This window comes from Lysobacter sp. Soil_N_23 (genome assembly GCF_057656135.1).
In genome coordinates, this window is the sequence record NZ_JBDGKY010000005.1 from 153,400 (window position 1) to 168,920 (window position 15,521).

Genomic DNA, 15,521 nt, shown 5'->3' on the forward strand with positions numbered 1-15,521 from the left:
CGGCAACCACCACACGCAGAGGAGAAGGGAAGGATGGAGAAGGGCAGGATTCGAAAGGTGGTGATCGCCGGCGGCGGCACGGCGGGCTGGCTCGCCGCGACCGCACTGACGCACCAGTTCCGCGAGCTGCTGGACGTGGTCCTGATCGAATCCGAGCAGATCGGCACGGTCGGCGTCGGCGAGTCGACAGTGCCGCCAATCCGCAACTTCCACCGTTTCCTGCAGATCGACGAGCAGGAGTTCCTGCGCTCGGTCGCAGGCACCTTCAAGCTGTCGATCTCGTTCGAGAACTGGCGCCGTCACGGCGAGCGCTACATCCATCCGTTCGGTATCACCGGCCAGAGCACGCTGGTCTGCGGCTTCCATCACTTCTGGCTCGACAGCATGCGCCGCGGCATGCAGTCGGACCTGGGCGACTACTGCCTGGAGACGGTGGCGTCCCGTGGCGACCGGTTTGCCCTGCTGGAGTCGCCGCAGGTCAATTATTCCTACCACCTCGATGCCGGGCTGTACGCGCGCTTCCTGCGAGGCAAGGCCGAGAGTTACGGGCTCCGGCGCGTGGAAGGCAAGATCCGCGAAGTCAGGCAGAACGGCGAATCGGGCTACGTCGAATCGCTGGTGCTGGAAGACGGGCAGGTGATCGAAGGCGATCTGTTCATCGACTGCACCGGCTTCCGCGGCCTGCTGATCGAGCAGACCCTCAAGACCGGTTACGAGGACTGGAACAACTGGCTGCCCTGCGACCGCGCAGTCGCGTTGCAGACCGAATCGGTCGGTCCGCCGGTGCCCTATACGCGGGCGATCGCGCACGAGGCCGGCTGGCGCTGGCACATCGCGCTGCAGCACCGGGTCGGTTGCGGGCTGGTGTACTCCAGTCGCCACATGTCCGACGACGAGGCGCGCGACAAGCTGCTGCGCGACGCGGCAGCCCCGGTGATCCGCGAGCCCTGGCCGGTGCAGTTCCGCACGGGGCGGCGCTTGAAGGCGTGGAACAAGAACGTGGTCTCGCTCGGCCTGGCCAGCGGCTTCATCGAGCCGCTCGAGTCGACAAGCCTCCATCTTTCGATGACGTCGATCGTGCGGCTGATCGAGTCGTTCCCGCTCGACGGCATTCCGCAGTCGCTGGTCGACCTGTACAACGCCACCGGCCGCGCCGAAATGGAGCACGTGCGCGACTTCATCATCCTGCACTACCACGCCAACCAGCGCGATGAAGCGATGTGGAAGCAGTGCCGCGAGATGGAGGTGCCCGACTCGCTGAAGGTCCGCCTGCGCGCATGGCGCGAGCGTGCGCATGCCTGGCAGGGCGCGAACGAGCTGTTCCGGGTGGATTCGTGGACGCACGTCATGCTCGGGCAGGGCATCGTGCCCGAGCAGCATCATCCGTTGTCGGGCGGACTGTCCGACGAGGACATGCGCCGGCTGTTGCCCGCCATCCGCAAGCCCATCGACGAGGCGGTCGCGCGCATGCCATCGCAACAGGAGTTCATTGACCGCTACTGCAAGGCCGCGCCCGAAGTCTGGGCGGCAAGGCCGAAAGTGCCGGCCTGAGGATCCGCCATCCGGTCAGGGCGATGCCGAAGGCTCGTCCTGACCGCGACCGGTTGCCGCGTCAGAACACGAAGCCGAAGCCAACCATCGGCCCGCTCATGGTGAGGTCGATCTTGCGGCGCTGGTCCTCGACCTCGACCGACAGGTGCCGGTACCCGAACAGCCACTGGCCGTAACTCACCTGATACTGGCCAACGATGCTGGCGTTCCAGGTGCCGTCGGTATCGCCGAACGAGCCATCACCGCGCAGCGTCAGGCGCCAGCGCTCGGCGAAAGCCCAGGTGTATCGGGCCCCGAGCATCAGGTCGCTGTAGGAATCGTTGGGGTTGAGTTCGAGTGAGCCAAAGCGCGGGTCGTGCGGGTCGAAGTTGACGCTCAGATCGACGTCGATGTAGCGCAGCCCGCCGAACAGTTCGATGCCCTTGAGCGACCCTTCACCCGGGCTCCATACCGCGGCAGCCTCGAACAGGTAGGCGTCGAGTTGCGAGCCGGTGTCGAGTCGCTCGAAATCCTTGTTGTCGCCCAGCCCGATATAGGTGAAGTCGGCGAACATGCCGAAGCGATCGTTCTGGCCTTCCACATGCGCCTGGAACGCGCCGTCGATGTCATCGATCAGATTGGGGAATCTGGATCCGCCCTCGCTCACGGGAAACGGCGTGGTCAGGTCCGTGCCGACGCTGGCCGCCCACAGGTAGGGCGCGATCATCCATTTCCATTCCCCGTTCTGCTGCGCGTGCGAGGGCAGGGGGGCGGCGGCGAGGCAGGCCGCAACCGCGGCGGTGGACGTGATGCTGTTCAGCCTCATTTCCGCTCCTTCCTGCTGCGTGTGGATCGTCTGGCGCCCCATGCGGCGTTCGAACTGGCTCTCAGAGTGGTGCGCCAGAACCCGGCAAAGGTGAGCCCGGAGGCATTCATTGCCGGTGAAGGACTATGCCTTCACCGGCAATGGCCATCCGGCACAACCTCACCCCTGCGGCAGTGTGATCGTGGCGACGAGTCCTCCACCGTCACGCCCGCGCAGCTGAAGTCGCGCACCAATGGCGATGGCCAGCTGCTGGGCGATGGCCAGGCCGAGGCCGGCGCCGCCGGTGTCACGATTACGCGAGGCTTCCACGCGGTAGAACGGCTCCAGCACCGAAGCCAGTTCCGCCTCGGCGATGCCGGGCCCGCGATCCATCACGGTGATCGACACCGCGCCGTCGGCTTCGACCGATGCGGCAACTTCCGCGGCACCGGCATACTTCACGGCGTTGTCGATCAGGTTGCCAACCACTCGCCGCAGTGCACGCGGTCTGGTGGTCACCGGCACTGCCGCATGGGTGATCAGGCTGACGGGCTTGCCGGTGTCCTGGTAGTCCCAGACAAGGCTGTCGAGGAAGGCATCCAGGTCGACCTTGATGGCCGGCTCGATGCCGCCATGGGCACTGCGGGCATAGGCGACGCCGTCGCGGACCAGATGCTGCATCTCGTCGAGGTCGGCCAGCAGTTTGCCGCTGGCCGGCGATTCGTCCATGGTCTCCACGCGCAGCTTCATGCGCGTGATGGGGGTTTGCAGGTCGTGGGAAATGGCCGCCAGGATCTGCAGCCGTTCCTTGAGATGCAGCGCGATCCGGTCCTGCATGGCGTTGAATGCCGATACGGCCTTGGCCACCTCCGCCGGGCCGCCTTCGGGCAGGTGCGGGCTGCCACCGGTCGGGCTCAACGAATCGGCGGCATCGGCCAGTTGCGCCAATGGCCGTGTGATCTGGCGCACCGCCAGCCAGGCGCAGGCCAGCAACAGGATCAGCTGCGCGGCGAGCACGTACGGCAGCCACTGCGCGATCGGCATCACCGAAGGCGTGAGTTCGATGGTCACGGGGGCGCCATCACCCAGTTGCAGGTGGACCTGGACGCGTTCGGGCTTCAGCGACGTCGTATTGCCGCGCACCCGATAGCGCGGGCCGAGAACGCCGCCGATCAGGCGCGTCAGCTCCCGCGCGCGCTCGGTCTGCAGCTCGCCGCCGGCTTGGCCGGGGCCGAGGATGTAGCGGTAGGTCCTGCGTTCGAACTTCGGAACCCAGGCCGGGCGCTCCGCCGCCGGCAGCCGGTCGAGCATCGCGATCGATGTCGACACGTCCTTCTCGAGGTTGCCCATCAACATCGATGTCGCGGACTCGTAGCGCTCATAGAACAGCAGTGCGAACGACAGGCCGTGCGCGACCAGCAGCCCGGTGAACAGGATCAGGTACAGCCGCGATGCGATCGTCCGCGGCAGCAGGCGCGACAGCATCGAAGGTCGCGTGCTCATGCACCCTCGTCCAGCAGCGTGACCGGCAGGCTGAACACATACCCTTCGCTGCGGACGGTCTTGATGTAGGAAGGCTCGCGCGGATCGTCCTTCAGGCGCTGGCGCAGGCGGCTGACCAGCAGGTCGATCGAGCGGTCGAACAGCTCGGCCTCGCGGCCCTGGGTCAGGCTCAGCAACTGGTCGCGGCTGAGTATGCGTTGCGGATGGTCGAGGAACACCCGCAACAGCCGGAACTCCGCGCCACTGAGGGCGACGGCGGTGCCCTGCGGGTCGAGCAGGTGGCGGGCGGTGGTATCGAGCCGCCATTGCCCGAACTCGAGCAGGCGGCTGGCCTCGGTGACCTGCAGGTTGGGCGGCAGCATGCGTGTGCGGCGGATGACCGCGTTGATCCGGGCCAGCAGCTCGCGCGGCGAGAACGGCTTGGTGACGTAGTCGTCGGCGCCCATCTCCAGGCCGATGATGCGATCGGTGGCATCGTCGCGCGCGGTCAGCATGATCACCGGGATGGCCTTGTGCTTGCTGGCGCGCAGGTTGCGGCTCAGCACCAGGCCATCGTCGCCGGGCATCATCACGTCCAGCACGATCAGGTCGACGGCATTGGTGTCGAGGATGGCGCGCATCTCGCGGCCGTCCGCCGCCAGCGAGGTGCGGAAACCGTTCTTGCGCAGGTAGTCGGCAACCATCTCACGGATGTCGTGGTCGTCGTCGACGACCAGGATGTGGTCAACGTGTTCCATGAAGCAGGTCCTTGCCTGGGTTTGATCGGAACATTCGGATCGGAGCGCGCAGGTGCCGGCCGCAGTGGCGTGGCACCGTTGCGATCTGCTTATTTTTCCTGGAGGAGGCTTCGTACCTTGTCTTCGGTTTCGGCGTAGTTGCCTTCGCCAAAGTGGTGGTACACGACGTGTCCGTCCCGGTCGATCAGGTAGAGCGCCGGCCAATAGCGGTTGTTATACGCTTCCCAGGTGTCGTAGCCGTTGTCCTGCGCCACCGGGTACTCGATGCCGAAACGCTTCACGGCGTCCTCGACATTGCCGCGGATCTTCTCGAATCCGTACTCGGGCGTATGCACCCCGACGACGACCAGACCCTGGTCCTTGTAGCGCTGGTGCAGCTCCTTCACGTGCGGTAGCACGTGCACGCAGTTGATGCACGAGTAGGTCCAGAAGTCGACCAGGACCACCTTGCCGCGCAACTGCGACATGGTCAGCGGGGCGCTGTTGATCCAGTGGTTGATGCCCTGGAACTCCGGAGCCAGAGGCGCGGGGGAGATGCTGGTGCCCGGCACGGGATCGGCAGCGCTGGCGCCCGGCGTGCAGGCGACGGCAAGCACGCTCATGCAAAGGGCAGTGAGGAGGGGCTTGATCACGTTCATGGTTATAGACCCGTTGAGACTGAGGGGAGCCACTGCGTGGCCCAGGCGGAGAACAGGACGTCGTACTGGAAGAGCTGAAGCACCGCGACGGCGATCGCGATGGCACCGAACACACGACGGAACAGCTCGGCACGGCGGTTGAGGAAGGAAAGTCGCGAAGTCACCCAGCGCCCGCCATAAGCGATCGCGAGCATCGGCAGACCGGCGCCCACCGCATACACGGCGAGCAGCGAGGTGGCCTTGCCCGGCGCCTGCGAGCTGGCCGCCAGCGAAAGCACCGAGGCCAGGATCGGCCCGGCGCACGGCGTCCAGGCCAGGCCGAGCGAGGCGCCGACGAGGAGCGCAGCAACGTTGCCAGTGCGCTGCGCACGCGGCGGCGAAGCACCGGTTCGCGCCGAGCGCCACTGCTGCACGCGTGCGACCAGCCAGTTGAACGGGGCCGGCCACAGGCAGGCGAGGCCGGCGACGAGCAACAGCCAGATCGAGCCGGTGCGGACCGCCTGCTGCAACTCACCGGAGGACGAAGACAACGCTCCGATCAGGATTCCGCTTGCCGCGAACATGCTGACGAACCCGGCGATGATCAGCGCCGGTTCGAACCGGCTGCGGCCACTGCTGGTGGCCAGCACGATCGGCAGCACCGGCAGGATGCAGGGCGAGAGGATAGTGGCGATGCCGGCGGCACCGGCGAGTGCGTATTCGACCACTGGCGCGATGGCGTGCGCGGTCATGGCTCATCCCTCCGCGTGGACGAGCACCACGGTGGGCTCGGGCTCGGCGTGACTGGGGTGTGCCAGTTCCGGCGACAGGGCGGCGGCGGAAAGCAGCGCGAGGGCGAGGGCATTGCGGAACATGTCGGGACCGTCGGGAGAGGTTGGGATGCCATTGCAGCGCCGGGGTGTATCCCGTGGGTGTCGGCGCGGAGCCGATTTGTATGCAAGCGGCGCGCAGTACGCCGAAGCTACGTTTGCTTACAAAGAGGCGGCGATGCCTGCAGTCGGTGCGTCTCGGACGCGATCGCTGCCAAGAGATGGACGCGAGCGCGCGAGCAGGCAGCCGACCGGTTGCCCGGCCGACTGTCTGGTTTCGGTCGTTGCCGGCCCGCCTGAAAATCAGACGGTCCCGGCAGGGAGGCTCAGACGAGGTTGATCGTCACGCCGATGTTGCCGCGCGTGGCCTTCGAGTACGGGCAGGTCTGGTGCGCGGTCTCGACCAGTTCGCGGGCGATGGCGGCATCGATGCCAGGCAGGCTGACGTTGAGGCGGGCCTGCAGGCCGTAGCCGTCGGCGTTCTGGCCCAGGTCGACTTCGGTGTCGACGGCGAGGTCGGCTGGAAGCTTGATCTTCTTGCCGGCGGCCGCGATACCGATGGCGCCGATGAAGCAGGCCGACCAGCCGGCCGCGAACAGTTGTTCGGGATTGGTGCCCGCGCCGGAAGAGCCCGGCGAGGACAGCTTGATGTCGAGGCGTCCATCGGAACTCTGCGACGAGCCGTCGCGGCCGCCGGTGGTGTGGGTCTTGCCGGTGTAGATGACTTTGTCGAGCTGGGTGGTCATGGCGATACCTGGTAGCTGGGGGATGTGGGGAACATCGGCTTGCCGGCAACGCGGGGAACGCAGGAGGCAGGTGCAATCCGATGGACGCAATTCTTCCCGGGAGCTGTTCGCCGGATGTGTCAGGTATCGCGGGTAATGCAAGTTTGTGTGGCCGCCAGGCGGGCCGATACAGTTCGTTACAAATCGCTCATGCGGTTATTGATGGCCGGCCGTCAGAGGGCAAGCCGTCAAAGGACAACCGAACGCGGTCGCTGCGGCACGCGCGCAGGCGCGGTGGTCGCCAGCACGACCGTTCGCGGCCTCTCGTTGACTGAATCGACATGGCATCCCGTCGCCTCGATCGCGTTGACCACGTCGTCTCCCCAGAACCGGCCTTCGATGCGCACGCTCCGCCGCTGCAGGTCGATCTGGATCCTCGCGCCAAGGTCGACGCGGAGCAGGGCGCGCAGCAGCTCGCCTTCTTCTGCCCCCGTGGTGGCGAGCGTGAGTTCCAGATGCGAATGGGGTTTGCTGGTGTTCATTGCATTGCCTCCTGCGGCCGGTACACGGCCGTTGCAAAACAGGTCGTAAGCCAGTCCTGGTCCGGCCACCAATTCGACGCCTTAACCATGGCGCTCGCCTCGTCGTGCGGCTTCCTCGATGTCGCGACTTTCCAGCACGGCGTTTTCGGCACCGTCGCGGGCGACCGCGAGCATCGCCTGGCCGATGCGCTGCGTGGACAGGATCGTGTGCGGAAACAGCGTGCGTGCGAGCGACAGCAGCGGACTGCTCAGGGTGTAGGTCCGCTGGATCCAGTCGGTCTTCGAGCGCACGCCATGCAGCGGCTGGATGACGCCAGGGCGGAACAGATAGACGGCCTTGAACGGCAGCTGTTGCAGTGCATTCTCCGTGCGTCCCTTGACCCGCGCCCACATGCTGCGGCCGCGCTCGCTGCTGTCGGTGCCGGCGCCGGTGACATAGACGAAGGTCATCGCGGGGTTGAGGCGTGCGAGCGTGGTCGCCGCCGCCAGGGTGAAATCGTAGGTCAGGTGCGTGTAGTCGCTTTCGCTCATGCCCAGCGATGACACGCCCAGGCAGAAGAAGCAGGCATCGAATCCCCGGAGCTGATCCTCGACAGCGCTGTAGTCGAGGAAGTCGCGGTGAACCAGCTCGTGGAGCCTTGGACTTGTCTGGCCGGTGGCAGTGCGTCCGACGGTCTGCACATGGCTGACGTCTTCGGCGAGCAGGCACTCGCGCAGCACGCCCTGGCCGACCATGCCGGTGGCGCCGAAAATCAGGACCTTCATGGCGTGCGCTCCTGCGGGTTCGTCGAAAGGAAGATCGGGGTGGTGGGGATGGACATGAGGGGATCCAGGCAACGTGGGGGAAGGAGCATTTCTGAGTGTTCACGCACTCATTAATAAGGGCAAAAAAAGGGATCAGCCGGAAGCGACGGCCCGCCAGAACGCTTCGAAACCTGCCATGCGGTACTGATCGGCGGCAGCCGGCTCCTTGAGCATGAAGTCCATGGTGACTTCGGCGATCGCGACCAGGATCGCGCCGACATAGGCCGGCGGATGCTCACGCAGCAGTCCCTTGGCCATGCTTTCCTGCAGCATCGACTGGAACTCGGCGAATCCCGCCGAGGCGACGGCGCGGGTGGCGTCGGTGATGCGATCGGACACTGCCAGCTGCGCCACGACCTTGCGCTTGTCGATATTGACCAGGCCCCAGCCGACATACTCCCGCCACACATGGCCCGCCCGCTGCTTGATGTCGGCGGCGCGGGGGTAGGTGGAGAGCATGGCCTCCCGCAGCTCGCGCTTGATCTCCATGTAGAGCTGGTTGAGCAGTTCGTCCTTGTTGCTGAAGTAGGTGAACAAGGTCCCTTCGGCGACGCCGGCGACCTTGGCGATCCTGGCCGTAGGCGCATTGATCCCGTCCTCGGCGAACACCCGGACGGCGGCCGCCAGCAAGGCGTTTCGTTTGTCTTCGCTGCGGGGGCGGGCCATCGGGATCAACTTTACTGAGTGCGTACTCAATCATATTCCCGATCAGCCGGGCGGCGCAACCCCATCGGATGACATCTGAGGGGGTAGGGGTCGCGGTTGCTGGCGGTGGTGGCAACGGTTCGCGACGACCCCTTCGTTCCCGAGAATGCCGTGCGCCTGAAAACCATCGCCTGGTGCATGCTCGGTATCGAACTGCTGAGGCTGACGTTCGGAATACTGGCCGGCACCATGAACGCCGCCGGTTCCAACATCGACTGGAAGTTCTCGGCGAGCGGATGGGTCGCGGTGGTCCTGCTGTTCGTGCTGGCGCAGGTCTTCGAAGTCGGAACGCGCATGCGCGCCGACCTGGACACGCTGATCTGAGGCACGCTGATCCGACATGGCCATCTACGTGAAACTCGACGAGGTGCTGCACGATCGGCGCATGACCCTCACCGAACTGTCCGGGAAGGTCGGTATCACCCTTGCCAATCTGTCGATCCTCAAGACCGGCAAGGCGCGTGGCATCCGCTTCACGACACTGCAGGCAATCTGCGAAGCGCTCGACTGCCAGCCGGGCGATCTACTTGTGTACCGCCGGGATTCGCAGGCCGAAGTGGCGGTTCCCGGCGAGGCCGGCGAAGAAGACCTTTGAGCGCCGATCGATCAGGAATCGAGAAGCGCCGGAGCCCAGACGCATTCAACATCACGATCCACCCAGCTTGCTCGTCTTCAAAAGGAGATTCCCTTGAACTGGAACCATTGGATTCGGCAGTTCCACCGTTGGGTGGCCATCGTCTTCACGGTCACCGTCATCGTCACCTTCATTGCCCTGGCACAGGAGAAGCCGGTCGTCTGGATCTCCTACATTCCGCTGCTGCCCCTGGCCCTGCTGCTGGTGACGGGTCTGTACCTGTTTGCGCTGCCGTATGTGGGCAAATGGCGCAGTCGGCGGCGTGTATCCGAAGGGGGATGATGCTGGCGGAACCTGTCTTGCAACCTCCCTGGCCCAGGTCATGTAGCGGAACCGGGCCGCAAAACGCGTACGCCGAAACGGCGGGTGAACCCCGCCGTTTCGCCAGTCAATCCGACGACATTACTGCTTGGTCGGAATATTGACCTTGTCGATGCCATGGATGACGCCGTTGCTCGATCCGATGTCGGCCGATGTCACCACCGCGCCGTCAATGCTGACCTTGTCGTCGGTCAACTGGATCGGGGCGGACTGACCGTTGACGGTCTTGGCATGTTCCCATTTGCCGATGTCGGCGACGAGCTTGCGGCCGCTGACAACGTGATAGTTGAGCAGCGAGACGAGTTCTTCCTTGTTCTCGGGCTTGAACAGGTTTTCCAGCTGACCGGCCGGAAGCTTTTCGAACGCCGCATCGGTTGGCGCGAAAATGGTGAACGGACCCACGCCGCGCAGGGTGTCAGTCATGCCCGCACGATCAATTGCCTGCCCAAAGGTCTTGAATGAGCCATTCGCAGCGGCGGTGTCGACGAGGTTCTTGCTGTTGGGGGAGTTGTTGACGGTGTCCATGGAATTGGTTGCCTTTGATGCGATCCGCAGTAGCACGGAATCGAGGACGGCCGAAGCCAGGCTCCTGCCGGCGGCAGGGGCGAAAGGGCTCAGTGCGGATGGGGAATGGGTCGTGCTGCGCGGCTGAGTGGCCGTTACGACATTGCGTCGTAGTGCCAGCGGAGCTTGCGCTGCCAACTGTTAGTTGTTCGTGATCCGGCGATGGATTCGCGATTGTGTTCATCGTGCGGTGTGCTCGGTAATCTTCTCGACGCACGCTTGAAGGATTCACGTCGGTTGTCAGTGGGTTGCCCCTGAAAGCCCGGTTTGCCTGCGGCAAAGGTGCTACATTGAAGCCTGCACCGCGTCGTCGAACGCGGATGCCGTTAGGTCTGCCATGGACAGACCTGTCATGGACAACATGATTGAAATGCGACGCCGAACCGCGATGGTCGAGGCGGAAGGCCACGAGAAGATGCTTGCGCTGTGCTGGGCGTTTCGCGCGCAGTTGGAGGACGTCCAATCGCGCCTGTCTCCCGCGGACTACAGCTACGCCGAAGCTCTCAAGACGTTCCTCCTGCGGGCTCGCGGCATCTGACGCCAATGGAGGCCATGGGCATGTACCTGCATGAGTCCGAGCTGGTCGCCGATCTGGATCGCCATGACAAGCTGGTGCGTCTGTGCGCTTCCGGGCGCCTGCCGTTCTGGGATTTCTGCGCCAGCTACGACAACTTCTACTGGAGGTCTGCGCTGGACGGCGATGGGGCCGGCCCGACGGATCTGGCTGTCCTGGGCAAGCTCGCCGATCGCATAGCTCCCCATCAGCATCTGGCCGAATCCGTCCTTGCGAGCGTCTGCTCCGACAGTCATCCGGAGAAGGGCAGCTATGGCCGGCCGGGTAGATTTGGTCCGGAGGAGGCGATGGTCCGGCTTCGAGCAATCGCCGATTGCCTACCACATGGAGCGGCCTGACAAAGCACCGGCGAATGCAATCGCAGGAGTCACCCATGGCCCAAACCGACACCACGCCGTCCGGTCCCGACCTGGCTCAGGGTGTGCCGCTGGACAGCATCCCGCTCGGGCAGATGCTCGCCGGCCATGTCGATGGCGCCCCGATGCTTCTGGTTCGGCTGGAGGATGGCTTCCACGCAGTCAGCGGCACCTGCACCCACTACGGCGGACCGCTGGCCGATGGCCTGCTGGTCAATGGCGAAATCCGGTGTCCATGGCACCACGCATGCTTCAGCCTGCACACGGGTGCCGCGCTGCGCGCCCCCGCATTCGCTCCGTTGGCGACGTGGAGCACCGAGGTCGTCGGCGACACCGTATTCGTTCGTGCGCAGAATGCGGCCACACCCTCTTCACCTCCAAGTCTGCGTTCCGAGCCCGGGCGAATTGTGATCGTGGGCGGTGGGGCGGCGGGATTCGCGGCGGCGCAACGACTGCGCGAGTCGGGCTTCGGTGGCGTGCTTTCGATGCTCAGCGCCGACACTGCGGAGCCCTGCGATCGGCCGAATCTGTCCAAGGACTATCTGGCGGGCACCGCGCCCGAGGAGTGGATTCCGCTGCAGGACCCCAAGTTCTACACGGAACAGCGTATCGACCTGCGTCTGGATTGCGAGGTCACCGCGGTCGATACCTCGTCCCGTTGCGTGCTGACCTGCTCCGGGGAACGCGTTCCCTATGACGTCCTGCTTCTCGCCACGGGCGCGGAACCTGTGCGATTGCCGCTGCCCGGGTTCGACCGCCCCAACGTGTTCACACTGCGCACGCTGGCGGATGCTCGCGCGATCACCGCGGCGTGCGCGAATGCATCGTCGGTGGCGTTCATCGGGGCCGGTTTCATCGGCATGGAGGCCGCCGGCGCGTTGCGCACGCGGGGCCTGGAAGTGCATGTGGTGGCGCCGGAGGAGGTTCCCATGGAGCGCGTCCTGGGACGCGAAGTCGGCGCCTTCATCGCAGGTTTGCATGAAGACCAGGGCGTGGTGTTCCACCTTCGCACCACGGCGACGACATTCGACGGCAACACCCTTACCTTGGAAGACGGCACCGAGGTCCGCGCTGATGTGGTGATAGTGGGCGTCGGAGTGAAACCGCGCACACAGCTCGCGGCGGTGGCCGGTCTGGCGGTGCAGGACGGCATCCTGGTCGATGAGCATCTGCAGACGTCGATTGCCGGGATCTACGCCGCCGGTGACGTCGCGCGCTATCCACACGGCGCGGACCGGGTTCGAATCGAGCACTGGGTCCATGCGGAGCGGCAGGGCCAGGTCGCGGCGATGAATCTGCTTGGAGGCGTGCAGGCGTTCACCGACGTGCCGTTCTTCTGGACGAATCACTACGGCCTGGACGTTCGTTGTACCGGCGTGACGCTTGGATGGGATGAAATTCGTATCGACGGCTCGTTGCCGGATCGCGACTTCACGGCATGGTACTTCCACGCGGGCAAGCTCATTGCCGCGGTTTCCGTCGGGCGCGATCTGGAGAACCTGTCCGTCGAGGCCGAACTGCACGGCAGCGGCGTTATTGGACCCTGAGCGGACAAACGGGTAGGGCGCCTGATGGGGCAGGGCTTCCGGGACGGGCCTGCGGATTCCTTGCAGCTATAGTGGCCGGCACCATCCCAGCAAGGGGCGTTGCCGTGATCAGGTCCAGCCTTCCGCTCGTCGTGCTGTTGGCAGCCGCTGCTACCGCGTCGGCCGGTGCGGTGCACGGGATACATCCCGAGGACATCAATCGCAACGGCAATGCCTGCACCGACTTCTTCGACTACGCCAATGGTGCGTGGCGGCAACAGAACCCGATCCCGAACTACATGGACCGCTGGAGCCGGCGCTGGCAATCCGGCGAGGTCAACAAGGAGCACGTGCGCGACATCCTCAACGAGCTGTCCGCGCGCACGGACTGGCCCAAGGGCAGCGCGGGCCAGCTTGCGGGAGACTTCTACGCCGCGTGCATGGATGAGTCGCGGGTCGATGCGCTCGGCAGCAAGCCGGTGCAGCCCTGGCTGGCCGAGGTTGACTCGATCAAGGACAAGACCGACCTGCAGCGCATGATCGGCAAGCTGCAGGCCGTGGGCGTGTCGGCGCCGTTCGCGCTCTTCGCTGGCGAGGACCTGCACGAACCGTCCAGGACCATCGCACACATCCATGCCGGTGGCCTGGGCATGCCGGACCGCGACTACTACCTCAAGACAGAGCCGCGGTTCGTCGAGTCGAGGGCGAAGTACCTCGTGCACGTGGCGAAGATGTTCGAGTTGGCCGGCGTTCCCGCCTCGCAGGCCAAGCAGGATGCCAACACCGTGTTCGCCTTCGAAAAGCGCCTGGCGCAGGCCTCCTTCGACAACGTGCAGCTGCGGGACCCGAAGCTCCAGGACAACCCGACGGAGTTCGCCGATCTGGCCAAGCTCACTCCCGGCTTCGACTGGACGCAGTACTTCGACGCGGCCGGAATGCCGCACGATGCGTTGAACGTGACCCAGCCGAAGTTCCTGCAGCAGGTCCAGACCGAACTGGCGACGACCCCGCTGCCGCAGTGGAAGGTCTACCTGCAGTGGCACGTGCTCAATACCGCCGCGGACTCGCTGTCGCAACCGTTCGTCGAGGAGAACTTCGCCTTCAACGGCAAGTTCCTCACCGGCGCCACCGAGATCAAGCCGCGGTGGAAGCGCTGCGCCGAACTCACCGACAATCAGCTCGGCGAAGCGCTCGGCCAGAAGTACGTGGAGAAATACTTCCCGCCGGAAGCCAAGGCGCGCATGCAGGACATGGTGAAGAACATCCTGGCGGCGATGGACGACACCATCGCCGGCCTGGACTGGATGGACGAGGCGACCAAGAAGAAGGCGCTGGAGAAGCGCGCGACGTTCTTCCCGAAGCTGGGCTATCCGGACAGGTTCAAGGACTACAAGGGCGTGGTCGTCTCGCGTGATTCGGCATGGGACAACCTTGTCGCGGCCTCGCGCTGGAACGTCGCCGACAACCGCAGCCAGGTTGGCAAGCCGACCGATCGCAGCCGTTGGGGCATGACACCTCCGACGTCGAATGCGTACTACAACCCGCTGCAGAATGAGATCGTGTTTCCGGCCGGCATCCTGCAGCCGCCTGCGTTCGACGTGAATGCCACCGACGCGGTCAACTATGGCGCGATCGGCGTGGTCATCGGCCACGAGATCAGCCACGGCTTCGACGACCAGGGCGCACAGTTCGATGCACAGGGCAGGTTGGCCAACTGGTGGACACCCGAGGACAACCAGCAGTTCCAGGCGAGGGGCCAATGCGTGGTCGACCAGTTCGAGGGCTACTTCATCGAGCCGGGCGTCCATCACAACGGCAAGCTGGTGCTGGGCGAGTCCATCGGCGACCTGGCGGGCGCCAAGCTTGCCTACCGCGGCTATCTGAAGTCGCGCGAAGGCAAGGGCCCGGAACCGACCATCGACGGGTTCACCCCCGAGCAGCAGTTCTTCATCGCGTGGGGCCAGTGGCGCGGCGATGAAACGCGAATGGAAACCCAGCGCACCATGGTCCAGGGCGACCCGCACCCGATTGCCAAGTACCGCGTCAACGGGCCGCTGTCGAACCTGCCGGAGTTCCGCGAGGCATTCCAGTGCAAGGCGGATGCGCCGATGGTGCGGCCGCAGGCGGATCGCTGCGAGGTGTGGTGATCACACACGCCACGGCAGGGCGGTCGTCGTAACCCTGCAGGCACGCCGGCGGATGCTGCGGTGACGATCGACGGTGGCCACTGCGGGCCGCCCGTTACGTAAAGTCGTTGAGGGAGGTCCCTTTGTCCCCAAGGATGGTCACCTGGCCTTGGCCGTGATCCTTCCGCGGTTGGAGCCGTTGCGAGCGAGCCAGCCATGCCAACGACGATCAAAGTGAATGGAACCCCGCACACCGTGGACGTCGACGACGACACGCCATTGTTGTGGGTGCTGCGCGACGTGCTGCAGCTCACCGGCACGAAATTTGGATGCGGTGTGGCGCTGTGCGGTGCCTGCACGGTGCATATCGACGGAGTGCCCAGGCGGTCGTGCATCACGCCGATCGCCGCGGTCGCCGATGCCGAGGTGCGGACAATCGAAGCACTGCATGAAGTTCCCCTTGGCCGCGCACTACAGGAGGCCTGGCTGGAGAAGGAAGTGGTGCAGTGCGGCTACTGCCAGTCCGGCCAGCTGATGTCGGCAGCCGCGCTCCTTGCCGGCAACGCCGCCCCCACCGACGACGACATCGACAGTGTCATGAGCGGCAACATCTGCCGCTGCG

18 protein-coding genes and 1 pseudogene are annotated in these 15,521 nt (G+C 65.1%); 9 read left to right on the plus strand and 10 right to left on the minus strand.

What is annotated here, in order from left to right; all coding sequences use genetic code 11:
• Positions 1–33: 33 nt before the first annotated feature.
• On the plus strand, positions 34–1,551 hold the full coding sequence (locus tag AC3A3X_RS06040; protein WP_487582129.1) for a tryptophan halogenase family protein: 1,518 nt from the start codon (positions 34–36) through the stop codon (positions 1,549–1,551).
• A gap of 61 nt (positions 1,552–1,612) precedes the next feature.
• Here AC3A3X_RS06040 and AC3A3X_RS06045 read toward each other — a convergent pair whose 3' ends face one another.
• The 9 genes from AC3A3X_RS06045 to AC3A3X_RS06085 form a co-directional block, all read right to left on the minus strand.
• Positions 1,613–2,356 carry a hypothetical protein gene (locus AC3A3X_RS06045; RefSeq protein ID WP_487582130.1) on the minus strand — a complete coding sequence of 248 codons (744 nt, stop codon included), beginning with the start codon at positions 2,354–2,356 and terminating at the stop codon, positions 1,613–1,615.
• Positions 2,357–2,515: 159 nt separating this feature from the next.
• The gene (locus AC3A3X_RS06050; RefSeq protein WP_487582131.1) at positions 2,516–3,838 is read right to left on the minus strand and encodes a sensor histidine kinase; all 1,323 of its coding nucleotides are present in this window, start codon (positions 3,836–3,838) and stop codon (positions 2,516–2,518) included.
• Positions 3,835–4,575 (minus strand): response regulator, encoded by a 741-nt coding sequence (locus AC3A3X_RS06055; protein ID WP_487582132.1) that lies wholly within the window; start codon positions 4,573–4,575, stop codon positions 3,835–3,837. The genes AC3A3X_RS06050 and AC3A3X_RS06055 overlap by 4 nt, the downstream gene beginning before the upstream one ends.
• 89 nt (positions 4,576–4,664) lie before the next feature.
• A complete protein-coding gene (locus AC3A3X_RS06060; protein WP_487582133.1) occupies positions 4,665–5,177 on the minus strand; it encodes a thioredoxin family protein in 513 nt (170 codons plus the stop codon).
• Between the two features lie 38 nt (positions 5,178–5,215).
• On the minus strand, positions 5,216–5,944 hold the full coding sequence (locus AC3A3X_RS06065) for a cytochrome c biogenesis CcdA family protein (protein ID WP_487582134.1): 729 nt from the start codon (positions 5,942–5,944) through the stop codon (positions 5,216–5,218).
• 404 nt (positions 5,945–6,348) lie between these two features.
• Complete coding sequence (locus AC3A3X_RS06070) at positions 6,349–6,768, minus strand: organic hydroperoxide resistance protein (RefSeq protein ID WP_487582135.1); 420 nt, start codon at positions 6,766–6,768, stop codon at positions 6,349–6,351.
• A 227-nt stretch (positions 6,769–6,995) separates the two neighbouring features.
• Entirely contained in the window at positions 6,996–7,289 is a 294-nt protein-coding gene (locus AC3A3X_RS06075) for a hypothetical protein (RefSeq protein WP_487582136.1), read from the minus strand.
• Between the two features lie 81 nt (positions 7,290–7,370).
• Positions 7,371–8,054 (minus strand): NAD-dependent epimerase/dehydratase family protein, encoded by a 684-nt coding sequence (locus AC3A3X_RS06080; protein WP_487582137.1) that lies wholly within the window; start codon positions 8,052–8,054, stop codon positions 7,371–7,373.
• A gap of 132 nt (positions 8,055–8,186) precedes the next feature.
• Complete coding sequence (locus AC3A3X_RS06085) at positions 8,187–8,759, minus strand: TetR/AcrR family transcriptional regulator (RefSeq protein WP_487582138.1); 573 nt, start codon at positions 8,757–8,759, stop codon at positions 8,187–8,189.
• Between the two features lie 108 nt (positions 8,760–8,867).
• On the opposite strand from AC3A3X_RS06085, the gene AC3A3X_RS06090 reads away from it, so the two are divergent.
• The 3 genes from AC3A3X_RS06090 (at position 8,868) to AC3A3X_RS06100 (ending at position 9,714) form a co-directional block, all read left to right on the plus strand.
• A complete protein-coding gene (locus AC3A3X_RS06090; RefSeq protein WP_487582201.1) occupies positions 8,868–9,122 on the plus strand; it encodes a DUF2975 domain-containing protein in 255 nt (84 codons plus the stop codon).
• Positions 9,123–9,138: 16 nt separating this feature from the next.
• Positions 9,139–9,393 (plus strand): helix-turn-helix domain-containing protein, encoded by a 255-nt coding sequence (locus AC3A3X_RS06095; protein ID WP_487582139.1) that lies wholly within the window; start codon positions 9,139–9,141, stop codon positions 9,391–9,393.
• A gap of 93 nt (positions 9,394–9,486) precedes the next feature.
• Positions 9,487–9,714: a hypothetical protein gene (locus AC3A3X_RS06100; protein ID WP_487582140.1), complete on the plus strand. Its 228-nt coding sequence runs from the start codon at positions 9,487–9,489 to the stop codon at positions 9,712–9,714.
• 120 nt (positions 9,715–9,834) lie between these two features.
• Here AC3A3X_RS06100 and AC3A3X_RS06105 read toward each other — a convergent pair whose 3' ends face one another.
• Positions 9,835–10,278: a fasciclin domain-containing protein gene (locus tag AC3A3X_RS06105; protein WP_487582141.1), complete on the minus strand. Its 444-nt coding sequence runs from the start codon at positions 10,276–10,278 to the stop codon at positions 9,835–9,837.
• A gap of 409 nt (positions 10,279–10,687) precedes the next feature.
• On the opposite strand from AC3A3X_RS06105, the gene AC3A3X_RS06110 reads away from it, so the two are divergent.
• The 5 genes and pseudogenes from AC3A3X_RS06110 to AC3A3X_RS06130 all read left to right on the plus strand — a co-directional run.
• A complete protein-coding gene (locus AC3A3X_RS06110) occupies positions 10,688–10,855 on the plus strand; it encodes a hypothetical protein (RefSeq protein ID WP_487582142.1) in 168 nt (55 codons plus the stop codon).
• A 20-nt stretch (positions 10,856–10,875) separates the two neighbouring features.
• Positions 10,876–11,229, plus strand: coding sequence for a hypothetical protein (locus AC3A3X_RS06115; RefSeq protein WP_487582143.1), 354 nt, complete (start codon positions 10,876–10,878; stop codon positions 11,227–11,229).
• Between the two features lie 35 nt (positions 11,230–11,264).
• The gene (locus AC3A3X_RS06120) at positions 11,265–12,794 is read left to right on the plus strand and encodes an FAD-dependent oxidoreductase (protein ID WP_487582144.1); all 1,530 of its coding nucleotides are present in this window, start codon (positions 11,265–11,267) and stop codon (positions 12,792–12,794) included.
• Between the two features lie 104 nt (positions 12,795–12,898).
• Positions 12,899–14,920 (plus strand): M13 family metallopeptidase, encoded by a 2,022-nt coding sequence (locus tag AC3A3X_RS06125; RefSeq protein ID WP_487582145.1) that lies wholly within the window; start codon positions 12,899–12,901, stop codon positions 14,918–14,920.
• Positions 14,921–15,115: 195 nt separating this feature from the next.
• Positions 15,116–15,493: pseudogene (locus AC3A3X_RS06130) on the plus strand ((2Fe-2S)-binding protein); the annotation flags it as partial.
• Positions 15,494–15,521 lie beyond the last annotated feature (28 nt).

What these genes read in the sequence shown, in the direction of transcription:
- AC3A3X_RS06040 (WP_487582129.1), top strand. Translation starts at nt 34, where the DNA reads ATGGAGAAGGGCAGGATTCGAAAGGTGGTGATCGCCGGCGGCGGCACG.
- AC3A3X_RS06045 (WP_487582130.1), bottom strand. Translation starts at nt 2,356, where the DNA reads ATGAGGCTGAACAGCATCACGTCCACCGCCGCGGTTGCGGCCTGCCTC.
- AC3A3X_RS06050 (WP_487582131.1), bottom strand. Translation starts at nt 3,838, where the DNA reads ATGAGCACGCGACCTTCGATGCTGTCGCGCCTGCTGCCGCGGACGATC.
- AC3A3X_RS06055 (WP_487582132.1), bottom strand. Translation starts at nt 4,575, where the DNA reads ATGGAACACGTTGACCACATCCTGGTCGTCGACGACGACCACGACATC.
- AC3A3X_RS06060 (WP_487582133.1), bottom strand. Translation starts at nt 5,177, where the DNA reads ATGAGCGTGCTTGCCGTCGCCTGCACGCCGGGCGCCAGCGCTGCCGAT.
- AC3A3X_RS06065 (WP_487582134.1), bottom strand. Translation starts at nt 5,944, where the DNA reads ATGACCGCGCACGCCATCGCGCCAGTGGTCGAATACGCACTCGCCGGT.
- AC3A3X_RS06070 (WP_487582135.1), bottom strand. Translation starts at nt 6,768, where the DNA reads ATGACCACCCAGCTCGACAAAGTCATCTACACCGGCAAGACCCACACC.
- AC3A3X_RS06075 (WP_487582136.1), bottom strand. Translation starts at nt 7,289, where the DNA reads ATGAACACCAGCAAACCCCATTCGCATCTGGAACTCACGCTCGCCACC.
- AC3A3X_RS06080 (WP_487582137.1), bottom strand. Translation starts at nt 8,054, where the DNA reads ATGAAGGTCCTGATTTTCGGCGCCACCGGCATGGTCGGCCAGGGCGTG.
- AC3A3X_RS06085 (WP_487582138.1), bottom strand. Translation starts at nt 8,759, where the DNA reads ATGGCCCGCCCCCGCAGCGAAGACAAACGAAACGCCTTGCTGGCGGCC.
- AC3A3X_RS06095 (WP_487582139.1), top strand. Translation starts at nt 9,139, where the DNA reads ATGGCCATCTACGTGAAACTCGACGAGGTGCTGCACGATCGGCGCATG.
- AC3A3X_RS06105 (WP_487582141.1), bottom strand. Translation starts at nt 10,278, where the DNA reads ATGGACACCGTCAACAACTCCCCCAACAGCAAGAACCTCGTCGACACC.
- AC3A3X_RS06110 (WP_487582142.1), top strand. Translation starts at nt 10,688, where the DNA reads ATGCGACGCCGAACCGCGATGGTCGAGGCGGAAGGCCACGAGAAGATG.
- AC3A3X_RS06115 (WP_487582143.1), top strand. Translation starts at nt 10,876, where the DNA reads ATGTACCTGCATGAGTCCGAGCTGGTCGCCGATCTGGATCGCCATGAC.
- AC3A3X_RS06120 (WP_487582144.1), top strand. Translation starts at nt 11,265, where the DNA reads ATGGCCCAAACCGACACCACGCCGTCCGGTCCCGACCTGGCTCAGGGT.